Here is a 14023-nt window from a genome sequence, read left to right as displayed (position 1 = left end):
CGGGCGGCCCACGGCGCTCCGCCGGGCTTGTGGGGAGAGGCGGACGCGGAATCCGGGCATCGCCGCGGCCCGTGCCCGTACAGGAAGGGGCACGAGCCGCCGCGGGAAGGGGTCAGGCGGCCGGACCGGAGCCGCTGAGCAGGCTCCGCACACCGTTGGCCGAAAGGGTGACTGCCTCCGGGGCGCCCGCGTCGATGGTCAGCGAAAGCTCTTCGGAGGGCCATCCCTGGGCCAGCGCGCCCAGCGGCACCAGGTGGTACCGCTCGATCTGGGGCAGGGCCTGGTGCATCCGGGCCGGGGTGGTGAAGACCGGTACCAGCTGCGCGCCGTCCTCCTGCTGGAACACGGGCAGGGTCACGGCCTGCGGGTCCGTCTCCTCTCCGGTCTCGGCGGAGGGGAGCAGGACCTCACTGTTGGCAAGGGTGTTCAGCGCCGACTCGTCCGCCCGGTCGGCAGCCAGCTCGCCGAGGGCCTGCTGGGTGGCGGAGACGTTTTCATCGGAAGGGCTGGTCATGATTCCGTCCATGGATCGGGTTGTGGGTCTTCATGGGTCTCTGGGTCCCAGAGCGGCCGGTTGAAACAGCCGCGGCTGGCTCGAATACCCCGCCTCATCGAACTCACACGTCCCCCGGACTCGATTCCTCCGCCGGGCCCGCGGGGGAATATGCCCCGGGCTACGATCTGGCCCAGCCCAGCGACCTCTCGACCGCCCGCCGCCAGTTCTCGTACTCCGTCTCCCGCCGTGCGGGGTCCATCGTGGGCATCCATTGGGCCGCGCGGTGCCAGTTGCGGCGCAGCCCCTCCAGATCCGGCCAGTAGCCGGAGGCGAGTCCGGCGGCGTAGGCGGCCCCGAGCGAGACGGTCTCGGAGACCATTGGGCGCACCACCGGCATCTCCAGGACGTCGGCCAGGAACTGCATCAGCAGATTGTTCGACGTCATTCCGCCGTCCACCTTCAGCTGACGCAGTGGCCGCGGCGAGTCGGCGTTCATGGCGTCGACCACCTCCCGGGTCTGCCAGCCGGTAGCCTCCAGCACGGCCCGGGCCAGATGCCCCCTGGTGATGTACGAGGTGAGCCCGACGATCACCCCGCGGGCGTCGCTGCGCCAGTGCGGGGCGAACAGCCCGGAGAAGGCGGGGACGATATAGCAGCCGCCGTTGTCCTCGACACCGCGGGCAAGGGTCTCGATCTCGGGGGCGCTGTGGATCATCCCCAGACGGTCGCGGAACCACTGCACCAGCGAGCCGGTGACGGCGATCGGGCCCTCCAGGGCGTAGACCGGCGGCTCGTCGCCGACCTTGTAGCCCACCGTGGTCAGCAGCCCGTGCCGGGACCGTACGAGCTCGGTGCCGGTGTTGACCAGGAGGAAGCTGCCGGTGCCATAGGTGCACTTTGCCTCGCCGGTGGCGAAACACGTCTGCCCGAACAGCGCCGCCTGCTGATCGCCGAGCGCGGCGCAGATCGGGACGTTCGGCAGCAGGGCGCTGGCCATGCCGTAGCACTCGGCGGAGGAGCGGATCTCCGGCAGCATCGCCCGGGGCACATCGAAATAGGCCAGCAGTTCATCGTCCCAGGTCAGGCTGCGGATGTTCATCAGCATGGTGCGGCTGGCGTTGGTGGCGTCGGTGAGGTGCAGCCCGCCGTCGGGCCCTCCGGTGAGATTCCAGATCAGCCAGCTCTCCATCGTGCCGAACAGCACGTCCCCGCGCTCCGCGCGCTCGCGCAAACCCTCGACATGGTCGAACAGCCAGCGCAGCCGGGGCGCGGAGAAATAGGTCGTGGGCGACAGACCGCAGCGTTCCAGGAAGAAGTCGTCACCGGTGGTCCGGCGCAGCTCCTCGACATAGCCGCTGGTGCGGGTGTCCTGCCAGGTGATGGCGTGGCCCACCGGAACGCCCGTACGGCGGTCCCAGACCACCGTGGTCTCGCGCTGATTGGCGATGCCGATCGCCGTGATCTGCTCGGGCCGGATCCCCGCGCCGTCGAGGGCCCGGGGCACGACGACCCGGCGCAGATGGGACCAGATCTCGGCCGGGTCGTGCTCGGCCCAGCCGGGCCTGGCGAAGTACTGCTCATGTTCTCGCTGGCCGACCGATACCAGCCGCCCCTGGTGGTCGAAGAGGATGCACCGGGTGGACATGGTCCCCTGGTCGATGGACATCACATAGCGTTCAACCATGGCCTGGCCTGCCTTCGGGCGCGTATCTGCGGGGCATGGACATCACCAGCGAGTCGCGCCGAGATCGCGGGAGATCGCCCGGGCGGCGTCGCGCGTCAGCCCGACGAGTGAGGCATGGGGCCGGCCCTTGCTGTCGCAGAGGCGGTCCATGGCGCCGGAGATACCGACGGCGCCCACCACCAGACCGCCCTGTCCGCGGATCGGCGCGGCGATGTCCGCCTCGCCCATCATCATTTCCTGGATCGCGGCCGCCCACCCGGCCTCGCGGACCTCGCCCAGCGCCCGGTTCAGCTGCTGGGGGGAGACCAGGGTGTGCCGGGTGTAGCTCTCCTGTTCGGTTTCCATGAGCGGCTCCAGCGGGGTCGCCCCGTACGCCAGCAGGACCTTGCCCAGCGCGCTGGCGTGCAGGGGCAGCAGCGAGCCCACATCCAGGGTCTGGAAGGTGTCATCGGGCCGGAAGACGTGGTGGACGATGAGGACCTTGCCCTCCAGGGGCACTCCGAGGCGGACCGCCTCACCGCTGCGGGCGGCCAGGGCGTCGGCCCAGTTGATGGAGCGGGACCGCAGCTCGTTGATGTCGAGATAGCTGGTCCCCAGGTGCAGCAGCGCAGCGCCGAGCTGGTACTTCCCCGTCGCCCTGTCCTGTTCGACGAAGTCGACGCTCTGAAGAGTGCGCAGAATGCCGTGCGCGGTGCCCTTCGCGAGCCCGAGCGAGGTCGCCACCTCGCCCAGACTGAGCCGACCTGAGCCCCGGGCGAGCAGTCGCAGAATCGCCGCCGCCCGCTCGATGGACTGCACCGGGCCGGCCATGACGCGATCGTAGCTCGTTGGGCAGTGGCACAGCCTGTCGGCGAAAACGCCAAACGTTCGGTAATGCCGACTCGGATTCGTTGACCCCGCTTGATGGGGGTCATAGCGTCCGTATCGGGACAAGAAGACCCGTATGCCGAAAGGTGCCCTGAAGGGTGCCCGGCAGAGAAGCACTATCCGGCTAGGAGAGGAGGAGACGTGGCGGAACAACTGAGCATGCCGATGCCCGGCCCCACCGGGCAGGCCGCGGGGACCGTCGATCTCACCGGCGCCCGTCTCATCGGCTCCCAGGCGCAGGGCCCGGACGCCTTGAGCGCGTCGGCGGCGGAACACGACGAGGTTCCGGACCGGCCGCCGCTTCCGACTGACGACGAGCTGCCGGACCGGCCGTCGTCGGCGACGCCCGACGAGATCCTGGACCGATTCTCGGCGAGCGAGGGCGATGCCCATGTACTTCCGGTCCCGCACCTCTGCGAGGCCGTCGCCACCGTGCGGCGGCGGGCGCACGCGCTGCTCACCGAATGGGAGCTGTCCACCGAACTGCTCGACGAGGCGCTGATGGTGATCTCGGAGCTGGTCACCAACGCGATCCTGCACGCGCTGCCCCCGGCCGTGCTGCGGCTGGGCTGGAGCCAGTGCGAGGGCCGCTCCAGCCTGCGCATCGAGGTGACCGACGGCGGCCCGGTCCCCGCCGACCAGCGGGCGGACGAGGACATCGAGCCCGATGAGCACGGCCGTGGGCTCGGTATCGTCACCGCGCTGTCCGCGCGCCACGGCAGTCGCTCCTGCCATCAGGGCATCACCTGGTGGGCGGATCTGCTGGTCGCCTAACCGGCGGCCCGGTCCCAGGTGACCGGGAGCCGGTGGACTCCGTAGACCAGCATGTCGTGGCGCAGGGGCACCTGGCCGGGCTCCACCGCGAGGCGGAGCGTGGGAAAGCGCCGCAGCAGGGCGGGGTAGCCCGTCCGCATCTCCATCCGCGCCAGATGCTGGCCCAGGCACTGGTGAATGCCGTGGCCGAAGGCCATCTGGTCGGGTGTGTCGCGGGTGACGTCGAGGGTGTCGGGGTCGGGGAACCGCGAGGAGTCCCGGTTGGCCGAGGCCAGCGACCCGACCACCGTCTCCCCGGCCCGTACCCGCACCCCCGCGATCTCGAGGTCCTCCCGCGCGACCCGCACCGTCCCGAACTGGACGATGGTCAGATACCGCAGCAGCTCCTCCACCGCGTGGTCGATCACCTCGGGCCGCTCCCGCACCATGCGCGCCTGCTCGGGGTGGCGCAGCAGGGCGTAGGTGCCCAGGGCCAGCATGTTCGCCGTCGTCTCATGGCCCGCTACGAGCAGCAGCAGCCCCACACCGGTCAGCTCGTCGTCGGTCAGCCCGGCCGCCGTGGCGGTCCCGGGGCCGCCGGGCGCGCCCTGGTCGCCGTTGACCAGACGGGAGAGCAGCGCCTCGTCCGGCCGGTGCCGCTTGGCGTCGATCAGCCCCCGCATGTAGTCCCACAGCGCGTCCCTGGCCGCGTAGACCTCCTGCTGGCTCTGGCCGAGCCGGAGCAGCACGGTGGCCCACCGCTGGAAGTCGGTCCGGTCCTCGTACGGGACCCCCAGCAGTTCGCAGATCACCAGCGAGGGGATCGGCTGGGCGAAGGACGTCACGAGGTCGGCCGGGGGACCGGCGCGCTCCATCGCGGCCAGGCGGTCCTCGACGATCTCCTCGATCCGGGGCTGGAGCCCGCGCATCCCCCGGGCGGTGAACCACTTGCTCAGCAGCCGCCGGTAGCGGGTGTGCTCGGGTGGGTCCATGCCGATGAACGAGCCCAGCATGCGGCGGTCGTCCGGGCGGACCGGAAACGAGTGCACCGGCGAGGAGGTCCGGCGGCGGTCCGAGCTGAACCGGTCGTCCGCCAGCAGTTGGGATACGTCCTCATGGCGGGTGAGCAGCCAGCCCACGTTGCCGTCCGGAAAGGCGAGCCGACTTGCACCGCCCTCCTCGCGCAGCTCCGTATAGGCACTGGGCGGATCGAAGGGGCAGTCACGATGTCTGGGGAGCGCGGACGGGGTCGACGCGCGTGATGTGACGGACACGGAAGCGCTCCCTTCGAAAGGCGAACCGAGTCCCTCCCCGTTAGTGTCCCTCCCTTTCGAGCGTAGCTCGGGCCGATGGGCCGGGCTACGCGACGGCCTGTGCGGCCGGGGCCCGCGGCGACGGGCCGTCACCGCGGGTGGGTTCCCGGGCACGACGCGTCGCGCCCGGGGAGCCGGTCATGGGGAGAACTCCCTTTCCGGAGGTCCTGGGCGTCACGCGGTCAGGCTCCTCGGTCGGGGAGAAGGGCGGCCGCGTGGCGGAGCAGTGTGTGCAGGGCCGGGTTGTCGTTGTTGCCGCGCCATACGAGGTTGAGTTCCACCGGTTCCGGGGTGGTCAACTCCACTGGTTTGAAGGCGATGTTCGGGTAGCGCGGCCGGGCGGCGGTCTCCGGTACCAGGGCCACTCCCCAGCCGCCGTTGACCAGGGCCAGGATGGTGTGGACCTGGCTCAGGTACTGGGAGAAGACCGGGGTGGCGTGTGCGGCGCGGAAGATGCTGATGAGTAACTCGTTGAAGTAGCGCGCCTCGATGGGCGAGTACATCAGCAGGTCCTGCCCGTCGAAGTCGGCCACCTGGAGCGGTTCTTCGCGCGCCGCCAGCGGGTGGCCCGTCGGCAGGGCGGCGAGCAGCCGCTCCCGGGCCGCGGGCCGGGAGCACAGATCCGGTCCGGTGACCGAGGGCCGTACCAGGCCCAGGTCCAGGCTCCGCTCGGTGACGGCCTCCAACTGGTCGCGGGTGACCATCTCGCGCAGTGTGATCTCCGCGCCCGGCATGGTCGCCCGGGCGATCTCCAGCAGTGTGCCGAGCACGGAGTGGGCGCTGGCCGCCGTGAAGCCGATGGCGATGCTGCCCGCCTCGCCCGTGGCCACCTGCCGGGCGGCGAGGACGGCGTGCTCGGACTGGCGCAGGATACGGCGGGCCTCGGTGAGGAAGGCGCGTCCCGCGGGGGTGAGCCGCACCGAGCGGTTGGCGCGCTCCAGCAGCTGCACCCCCAACTCGGTCTCCAGCAGCTGGATCTGGCGGCTCAGCGGCGGCTGGGTCATCTTCAGCCGCTCCGCGGCCCGGGTGAAGTGCAGCTCCTCGGCGACCGTCACAAAGCTGGTGAGTTGCATGAGCGTGAACAACGATGCTCTCCCGGTATCAACGCATGCCAATTTTAAGTTAGACGTAGATCGTCTGGCGACCTTAGCTTGCAAAGGAGTTCGTCGGCCGCCCCGGGGCGGCTCCGACGACATCCGCTCGCCCCGCACACGGGCCCCACACACAGGGACAACACGTGGTGACCACATCGCATACGGCAACGCACATCGCACAGCAAGCAGGCGAGGCAACCCTGGACCGGGTCTCCTGGGTCCGGGTGTCCTCGGTCGTCCTTCCCCTGGCCACTCCGATCAGCGACGCCAAGGTTCTCACCGGGCGCCAGAAGCCGATGACGGAAGTGGCGTTCCTCTTCGTCGAACTCGCCACCGAGCAGGGCCACGAGGGCATCGGCTTCAGCTACTCCAAGCGCGCGGGAGGGCCCGGCCAGTTCGCCCACGCCCAGGAGATCGCGCCCACCCTCCTCGGTGAGGACCCCAGCGACATCGGCAGGATCTGGACCAAACTGGTGTGGGCCGGCGCCTCGGTGGGCCGCAGTGGGCTGTCCACCCAGGCGGTGGCGGCCTTCGACATCGCCCTGTGGGACCTCAAGGCCAAGCGGGCGGGACTGCCACTGGCCAAGTTGCTGGGCGCACACCGCGACACCGTCCGCTGCTACAACACCTCCGGTGGCTTTCTGCACACGCCGACCGGGCAACTCCTGGAGAACGCCACGGCCTCCCTGGCCAGTGGAATCGGCGGTATCAAGATCAAGGTGGGCCAGCCGGACGGCAAGGAGGACCTGCGCCGGCTGACCGCCGTACGCGAGCACCTGGGCGATGATGTGCCGCTCATGGTCGACGCCAATCAGCAGTGGGACCGGCCCACCGCACAGCGCATGGGGCGCGCCTTCGAGGAGTTCGGCCTGGTCTGGATCGAGGAGCCGCTGGACGCCTATGACGCACCGGGCCACGCGGCCCTCGCCGCCTCGCTGGACACCCCCGTGGCCACGGGGGAGATGCTGGCCAGCGTCGCCGAACACTGGGAGCTGATACGCCACGGCGCGGCGGACATCATCCAGCCCGACGCACCGCGCATCGGTGGCATCACCCAGTTCCTCAAGCTGGCCACCCTCGCCGAGCAGCACCATCTCCAGCTCGCCCCGCACTTCGCGATGGAGATCCACCTCCATCTCGCGGCCGCCTATCCGGCCGAGCCGTGGGTGGAGCATTTCGACTGGCTGGAGCCGCTGTTCAATGAGCGGCTGGAGATCCGCGACGGCCGGATGCGGGTGTCCGCACGGCCCGGCCTCGGCATCACCCTCAGCGAGCAGGCCCACGCCTGGACGCGCGCCACCGCGGAGTTCGGCACCCGATGAGTCCGGCTCGCCGCGAAGCCGGTCGCGGATCCATGGCCACACCCATTGACCGGTGGTGGTCACCCCTCTAGCCTCCATCTGCATATATAGACGGAGTGCATGTACGTGGACTCCTTGGCCCGTCTGGCGAACCGTTGGCGCCTCCCGCCCAACCGCTCGCAGTTCAAAGGGGAACTGAAGACATGCCACTAGTCGTCGTCGGAATCAGCGTGGGGATCCTGCTGTTCCTCATGACCAGGCTGAAGCTCAACGGCTTCATCGCCCTGCTCCTCGTGGCCGTCGGGGTCGCGCTGGTGCAGGGGGTCGAGATGGAGAAGATCCCCGAGGTCCTCGGCGAGGGTGTCGGGGGTCAGATCGGCGACACCATGCTCGTCGTCGGTCTCGGCGCCATGGTCGGCCGGGTCATGGGCGACTGCGGCGCGGCCCAGCGCATAGCCACCACCCTCATCGACACCTTCGGACTGCGCTGGGTCCAGGTGGCGATGGTGGTCACCGCCATGCTCATCGGCGTGACCATGTTCTACGAGGTGGCCTTCGTCATCATCGTGCCGGTGGCGTTCACCATCGTCCGGGTCACCCGGAAGAACCTGCTGTGGGTCGGGCTTCCGATGTCCATCGCCCTGTCGACCATGCACAGCTTTCTGCCGCCCCACCCCGGGCCCACCGCGGTGGCCTCGACCTTCCACGCCTCCGTCGGACTGACCCTGTTCTACGGGCTGTTCATCGCCGTTCCGGCCGGTGCGCTGATCGCCCTGGTGTGGCCGCGCCTTCCGTTCGTCCGCCGGATGGACCCCGCGATCCCCAAGGGCCTGGTCAGCGAGCGCACCTTCACCGATGAGGAGATGCCGGGCCTGGGCTGGTCGCTTTCGGTGGCGCTGGTCCCGGTGGTGCTGATCGCGGGCGCCGCGGTGACCGACATGGCCGTGTCCGGCGACGGCCCGGTCCTGCACTTCATCACCTTCATCGGATCCGCGCCGATCGCCCTGCTGCTGACCCTGCTGCTGGCGGTGTGGGCGTTCGGCCCGCGGATCGGCCGGAGCCTGGCCGAGGTCAGCGCCTCCTGCAACTCGGCGGCCCAGGCGATGGCGATGATCCTGCTGGTCATCGGGGCCGGTGGCGCGTTCAAGGAGGTCCTGGTCGAGGGCGGGATATCCGACTACATCAAGGACCTCACCGACAGCTGGTCCATCTCGCCGATCATCCTCGCCTGGCTCATCGCCGTCGTCCTGCGGGTGGCGCTCGGATCGGCGACGGTCGCGGTGGTCACCGCCGCCGGGGTGGTGCAGCCGCTCCTGGAGAACAGCGGAGTCCACCCCGAGCTGATGGTCCTCGCCGTCTCCTGTGGTTCGATCGCCTTCAGCCATGTGAACGACCCCGGCTTCTGGATGTTCAAGGAGTACTTCAACCTCTCCGTCATCGACGCCATCAAGGCGCGCACCACCTACACCACCGTGCTCGCGGTCCTCGGCCTCGGCGGTGTCCTGGCCGTCGAATGGACCCTCGAAGCACTGAATGTCTGACCGCCTCCGACCCAAGGACGCCACGATGAGCCAGCCGACCGTCACCTCCTTCTCCGTCTATCCGGTCGCCGGCCGGGACAGCATGGAGCTGAACCTCTCCGGCGCCCACGGCCCGTACTTCACCCGCAACGTGGTCGTCCTCGAGGACTCCGAGGGCCGTACGGGACTGGGGGAGGTCCCCGGCGGGGAGAAGATCACCCAGACGCTGCGCGACGCCGGATCCCTCGTCGTCGGGGCGCGGGTGGGCGACTACAAGCGGGTGCTGAGCGAGATCGGACAGCGGTTCGGCGACCGCGATGCCGGGGGCCGCGGCGCCCAGACCTTCGATCTGCGCACCACCGTGCACGCCGTCACCGCCGTCGAGTCGGCCCTGCTGGACCTGCTGGGGCAACATCTCGAGGTGCCGGTCGCGGCGCTGCTGGGCGACGGACAGCAGCGTGACTCGGTACGGGTCCTGGGCTATCTGTTCTACGTCGGCGATCCCGACCGGACCGATCTGGAGTACGTCCGCGAACCCGACGCCGCCGCCGAGTGGTACCGCGTCCGCCACGAGGAGGCGCTCACCCCCGAGGCGATAGTCCGCCAGGCCGAGGCCACCTACGACCTCTACGGCTTCCGGGACTTCAAGCTCAAGGGCGGGGTGCTGGAGGGAAACGAGGAGGTCAAGGCGGTACGGGCGCTCAAGGAGCGCTTCCCCGGGGCCCGTATCACCCTCGACCCCAACGGCGCCTGGTCGCTGCGCGAGGCGATCGAGCTGTGCCGCCCGCTGCTCGGCACGCTCGCCTACGCCGAGGACCCGTGCGGGGCCGAGGACGGCTACTCGGGCCGGGAGATCCTGGCGGAGTTCCGGCGCGCCACCGGACTGCCCACGGCCACCAACATGATCGCCACGGACTGGCGGCAGATGACCCACGCGCTGGCGCTGCAATCGGTCTCCATCCCGCTGGCCGACCCCCACTTCTGGACCATGCAGGGGTCGGTACGGGTGGCCCAGCTGTGCCATGAGATGGGCCTGACCTGGGGATGCCACTCCAATAACCACTTCGACATCTCCCTGGCGATGGTGGCCCACTGCGGAGCCGCCGCCCCGGGCGAGTACAACGCCCTGGACACCCACTGGATCTGGCAGGAGGGGCTGGAGCGGCTCACCGTCGATCCGCCGCGGATCACCGGTGGCGAGATCGCCATCCCGGACACTCCCGGCCTGGGAATCCGGCTCGACCGGGACCGGCTCCTCGCCGCCCACGCCCTCTACCAGGAGAAGGCGCTGGGGGCGCGGGACGACGCGGTGGGCATGCGCTATCTCATTCCGGGCTGGACCTTCGACAACAAGCGTCCCTGCCTGGTGCGTTAGCGTGCCCCGTCCGGTGGGCCGGATCGGCCCACGGGACGGGGCCGTACGGCTCAGATCTCCAGCCCGGCCTCGATCTTGCGCAGTTGGTGTCGTGCCATCGCCAGATTGGCCCGGTTCCTGTCCAGCGCCAGATAGAGGAAGAGGCCCTGGCTATCCCGGCCCTTCAGCAGCCGGATCAGGTGGTACTGGCTGCCGAGGGTGATGAGGATGTCCTCGATGGTGTCCTGGAGGCCGAGTTGCTCCATGGTCCGCACCTTGGCGCGCACCACATCGGTGTTGCCCGCCGCGGCCACCGTCAGGTCGAGGTCCTTTCCCCCGCCCACGGTGCCCAGGGCCATACCGCTGGAGTAGTCGACCAGCGCGGCGCCGAGGCAGCCCTCTACGGACGTCATCGCCTCTTTGAGCGCGGTCTGGGTGTTCGCCATGATCGTGGTTGTTCCCTTCGGTGTCGGTGATATCGGTGATGCCGTTGATGTCGGGTCGGGTGTGGGCGCGGGGTGCGCGCCGGTGGGGGAGGTCGTGGTGTCAGGGCTGCTCGGCCCTGCTGAGGGCGACGCCCACCAGATCGGCGAGCCGGGCGCCCGAGCGACGGGCCTCCATATGGAGGCGGCCGACGTTGGTACGGTCACCGGCCAGCACGGTCAGCACGGCCGTGGACCCCGCGGCGTAGCTGGCGACATAGCCGTCCTCGCCGCGAACCAGCAGCTCACGGAAGTCGCCCCGCCCGGTGGCAGCCGCCAGCGACCGCGCCACCCCGAGGGCCGCGGCGGTCAGCGCCGCCACCCCCTCGGGCTCGACGGTGGCCGTGTCATGCGCCAGCACCACACCATCGCTGGTGGCGGCGAGTGCGCCGGTCACATGGGTCACCCGGGCCCGCAGCCGGCGCAGCTCCTCCAGCACTTCGGGCTCGGCGGCCAGCAGCCACTTCCGCTCCGTGCGCTGCCGCAGGGTGCGCCTCATGACGCCGTACACGGGGTGGGCGGGTCGGTCGGGCCGTGCGGGACGGTCGGACTGTGCGCTGCGGCCGGGCCGTGTGCGGCGGTCGGGCCGTGCGGGCTGGTCGGGGGAATCACAGGGTTGCCTCCAGGGCGTCGCGCAGCCGACGCAGCAGGTCGGTATCGGGATCGGTGAAGACGACCGCGCCCAGGCCGCGGTCCGGGACGGTCGGCGCGGGGGCGCCGGACCGGGCGGGCGGATCGGCGCGGCCCGGATGCCCCGGACCGGTGGGCCGCGGTGTGGCGACATGGCCCGCGGCCGCCAGCCGCCGTATGTCGAGCAGTGTGTGGAAGGCGGGACGGCCCAGCTCATGGGCGATATCGGCGGGGGTGCGGACCCCGTCGGCCAGCGCCAGCACCGCGCGCTGACGGGGAGTGACGGCCGGGGCACGGCCGTCGGGGCGGCGGAGCACCACCGGTTCGGTGTCCACCCGCGGATACGGCCACAGGGAGTCCAGCAGTCCGCCACGGCGCCGGGTCTCGCGCTCGACGGCGACCGCGTCCACCGGGCGCACCGGCCCGAGCCAGTGGGCCGCGCCCCGCTGGAAGCCGCGGGGGCCGCTGCCGTGTCCCAGCGCGAAGTACGCCGCGTCGAAGAGCGCGCCCAGATGGCAGATCTCCAGCTCCGCGTCCGACAGCCGGCCGCTGTCCACGAGGAACCGCCCGACCCCGCCGGCGCGGCCCACCGCCTCCCGCCAGCTGTCGGCGGTCAGCCGTCCGCCGACGGTGAGCAGCACCTCGATGCCGGGGGCCACCGGACTCTCGGCGTGCACCACCTGGCCGCCTTGGAGATAGACGGTGCCCGCGTCGCACAGCAGGGCGCCGCTGGCCCGCTCGGCGGCGAGCCCGGTGAGGCTGGGCGGGCGGTCGGCCCGCGCACCGGCCCGACGCGGCAGGCTCATATCAGTGCCAGACGCCGGCACATATCGCGCAGCCGGATCCGGGCGAGCGCCAGATTCCCCTCCCGGCGGTCGAGCCACAGATAGAAGAAGACGCCGCTGTCGAAGGCCGTATCGACGAAGCGCAACAGGTGGTAGCAGGTGCGGGTGGTGACGATGACATCCTCGACGGCGGGCTCCCCAGCCGCCTCGTCCGCGTCCGCGCCGCCCTTCTCGAGCGCGGCGAACGCCCGCTGCTCGGCGGCCATCCGGGCCAGCTCCGCCGTCTCCGCCGCGGTGGCCTCGGGGTCCTCGTCGCGCACCTCGCCGACCATGCCGAGCGCGAGTCCACTGGTCCACTCGATCACGGCGGCTCCGCGCGCCCCGTTCACGGTCATCGCTTCCACTAAGCACTCGTCGATTCCGGGCATGCGGCCTCCCCTCCCTGCGTCGCCCGTGGCGGGCGCCCACCGGTGGCGCTTCGCCAGTGACGGTGAGGTTACGCAGGGTTCAGCCGTTGGGGGTCAAATCCGGTAATGCTCGGAAATGGTAGGCGGCGCGTTGTAAGCTCCGCCGCCCCGTGGGCCCCGTATGCCTCGGCAGTCTTCGCCGGGCGGCCCGCCGGGCCCGGTCATCGGCCCTCGGAACGGATTCTCGGCGGGTTCGGGGCCATCGGGCCACAGACGGCCGGACGCATATTCCACCGTCCTGTTGCAGGCGTGGGGGATGGGTCAGTAGACGGGTGTGCGATGGTCGAGTACGCATACGCATGGAGCCGGGACGCGGCGCGGTGCCCGCCAGAGGTGTGCACGAGGCTCTCCCGGGGCCGTTCCACACCCCCGCGGTGCACAGAGTGGCGAGAATTGACGGTATCGATGTGGCGGAAACCGCCCGCGTTTCACCCGGCTTGTCCGGCTGCCCTGACGGTGCGTTACGGCGCGGAGGGCGATGAGGTGGCGCCGGGGGTGGCGGGGGAGCCCGAGGCGCCCGGGGTGTCGTCGACGCGGGCGGGCGGCGACGGCGTGGGCGCTTCCCCCTTGCCGGCGAGCGAGGGTGGCGCCTTCAGGACGACCATGGGCTCACCGGGCCTGGGCAGCACCGGCTTGGTGAAGTTCGGGCCCTGGGTCGGGGTCGAGGTGATCTGGCCGGGGAGGGCCTCGTAGTCCACCATCCCGGTGTTCTCCATCTGGGTGATGTGATCCAGCACCACCGTGTTGGCCTGGGTCGCGAGCTGGCGCACCAGGGTGTTCTTGCTGGTCGCCCGGATCTTGGCGATGGAGCTGAAGATCTGGCCGTGGGTGATGCGCAGGATCTGTGCCATCTGGCTGTCGAAGTCCTTGCCCGTGGCGGCCGTCAGGGTGTCCAGGAACCCCTGCTGCTGCGGCGTGGGCTTGTTGGGCAGGGTGACGCCGAGTTTGGGCGCGATGTCCCGCGCGGCGGCGTCCAGTTGCGCGTGCCCCACGACCAGATGCTCACCGGCCGTCTTCACCGGCGCCGTGGTGCCCTTCTTCAGGGCCAGCTCACCGACGGGGAACTCCCACAGCCCGGCGAGCCGGACCTTGACCACGAAGTCCCGGTCGGCCCCGGTGAGCGGTCCGTACTGCGTCGAGCTCGTCTTCGCCAGGTTCGCCTGGTTCTCCTGCTGCACACCCGTCAGGACGGGCGACATGATCACTCCGAGGGTGACCACCACGGAACCTATGAGGAGGGAGGTACCTGTCACGAAGTACCGGGATCGCATAGAGCC

The 14023-nt window shown here is 70.4% G+C and carries 14 protein-coding genes; 4 read left to right on the top strand and 10 right to left on the bottom strand.

What is annotated here, in order from left to right; all coding sequences use genetic code 11:
* Window positions 1-112: 112 nt before the first annotated feature.
* From AB0E24_RS22275 to AB0E24_RS22265, 3 genes are all read right to left on the bottom strand, one after another.
* Complete coding sequence (locus AB0E24_RS22275) at window positions 113-514, bottom strand: SseB family protein (protein WP_069872347.1); 402 nt, start codon at window positions 512-514, stop codon at window positions 113-115.
* Between the two features lie 160 nt (window positions 515-674).
* Entirely contained in the window at window positions 675-2180 is a 1506-nt protein-coding gene (gene glpK / locus AB0E24_RS22270; RefSeq protein WP_069872155.1) for a glycerol kinase GlpK, read from the bottom strand.
* 42 nt (window positions 2181-2222) lie between these two features.
* Complete coding sequence (locus tag AB0E24_RS22265; RefSeq protein WP_069872158.1) at window positions 2223-2990, bottom strand: IclR family transcriptional regulator; 768 nt, start codon at window positions 2988-2990, stop codon at window positions 2223-2225.
* Between the two features lie 198 nt (window positions 2991-3188).
* On the opposite strand from AB0E24_RS22265, the gene AB0E24_RS22260 reads away from it, so the two are divergent.
* Window positions 3189-3821, top strand: a complete 633-nt coding sequence (locus tag AB0E24_RS22260; protein ID WP_234701492.1) for an ATP-binding protein — start codon at window positions 3189-3191, stop codon at window positions 3819-3821.
* Here the strand turns inward: AB0E24_RS22260 and AB0E24_RS22255 are convergent.
* Window positions 3818-5074 (bottom strand): cytochrome P450, encoded by a 1257-nt coding sequence (locus AB0E24_RS22255; protein ID WP_359379246.1) that lies wholly within the window; start codon window positions 5072-5074, stop codon window positions 3818-3820. The genes AB0E24_RS22260 and AB0E24_RS22255 overlap by 4 nt on opposite strands.
* A 221-nt stretch (window positions 5075-5295) precedes the next feature.
* Window positions 5296-6198, bottom strand: coding sequence for a LysR substrate-binding domain-containing protein (locus tag AB0E24_RS22250; RefSeq protein ID WP_069872163.1), 903 nt, complete (start codon window positions 6196-6198; stop codon window positions 5296-5298).
* Window positions 6199-6350: 152 nt separating this feature from the next.
* Between AB0E24_RS22250 and AB0E24_RS22245 the strand changes: the two genes are divergently transcribed.
* From AB0E24_RS22245 to AB0E24_RS22235, 3 genes are all read left to right on the top strand, one after another.
* Entirely contained in the window at window positions 6351-7529 is a 1179-nt protein-coding gene (locus AB0E24_RS22245) for an L-talarate/galactarate dehydratase (RefSeq protein WP_069872166.1), read from the top strand.
* Between the two features lie 182 nt (window positions 7530-7711).
* Window positions 7712-9049, top strand: coding sequence for a gluconate:H+ symporter (locus AB0E24_RS22240; protein WP_069872168.1), 1338 nt, complete (start codon window positions 7712-7714; stop codon window positions 9047-9049).
* Between the two features lie 25 nt (window positions 9050-9074).
* Entirely contained in the window at window positions 9075-10403 is a 1329-nt protein-coding gene (locus AB0E24_RS22235; RefSeq protein ID WP_232636535.1) for an enolase C-terminal domain-like protein, read from the top strand.
* Window positions 10404-10453: 50 nt separating this feature from the next.
* Here AB0E24_RS22235 and AB0E24_RS22230 read toward each other — a convergent pair whose 3' ends face one another.
* The 5 genes from AB0E24_RS22230 to AB0E24_RS22210 all read right to left on the bottom strand — a co-directional run bounded on the left by AB0E24_RS22230 (window position 10454) and on the right by AB0E24_RS22210 (window position 14017).
* The gene (locus tag AB0E24_RS22230; protein WP_069872172.1) at window positions 10454-10828 is read right to left on the bottom strand and encodes a hypothetical protein; all 375 of its coding nucleotides are present in this window, start codon (window positions 10826-10828) and stop codon (window positions 10454-10456) included.
* A gap of 100 nt (window positions 10829-10928) precedes the next feature.
* Window positions 10929-11363 (bottom strand): roadblock/LC7 domain-containing protein, encoded by a 435-nt coding sequence (locus AB0E24_RS22225; RefSeq protein WP_069872350.1) that lies wholly within the window; start codon window positions 11361-11363, stop codon window positions 10929-10931.
* 109 nt (window positions 11364-11472) lie between these two features.
* Entirely contained in the window at window positions 11473-12300 is an 828-nt protein-coding gene (locus AB0E24_RS22220; protein ID WP_359379241.1) for a transcriptional regulator, read from the bottom strand.
* Entirely contained in the window at window positions 12297-12707 is a 411-nt protein-coding gene (locus tag AB0E24_RS22215; protein ID WP_359379238.1) for a hypothetical protein, read from the bottom strand. Before AB0E24_RS22215 ends, AB0E24_RS22220 begins: the two co-directional genes overlap by 4 nt.
* A gap of 500 nt (window positions 12708-13207) precedes the next feature.
* Window positions 13208-14017 (bottom strand): DUF4142 domain-containing protein, encoded by an 810-nt coding sequence (locus AB0E24_RS22210; protein WP_102933521.1) that lies wholly within the window; start codon window positions 14015-14017, stop codon window positions 13208-13210.
* Window positions 14018-14023: the final 6 nt, after the last annotated feature.

It is taken from the genome of Streptomyces malaysiensis subsp. malaysiensis, assembly GCF_040653035.1.
Lineage (GTDB): Bacteria > Actinomycetota > Actinomycetes > Streptomycetales > Streptomycetaceae > Streptomyces > Streptomyces malaysiensis.
This window is presented reverse-complemented; position numbering and strand designations above follow the sequence as displayed.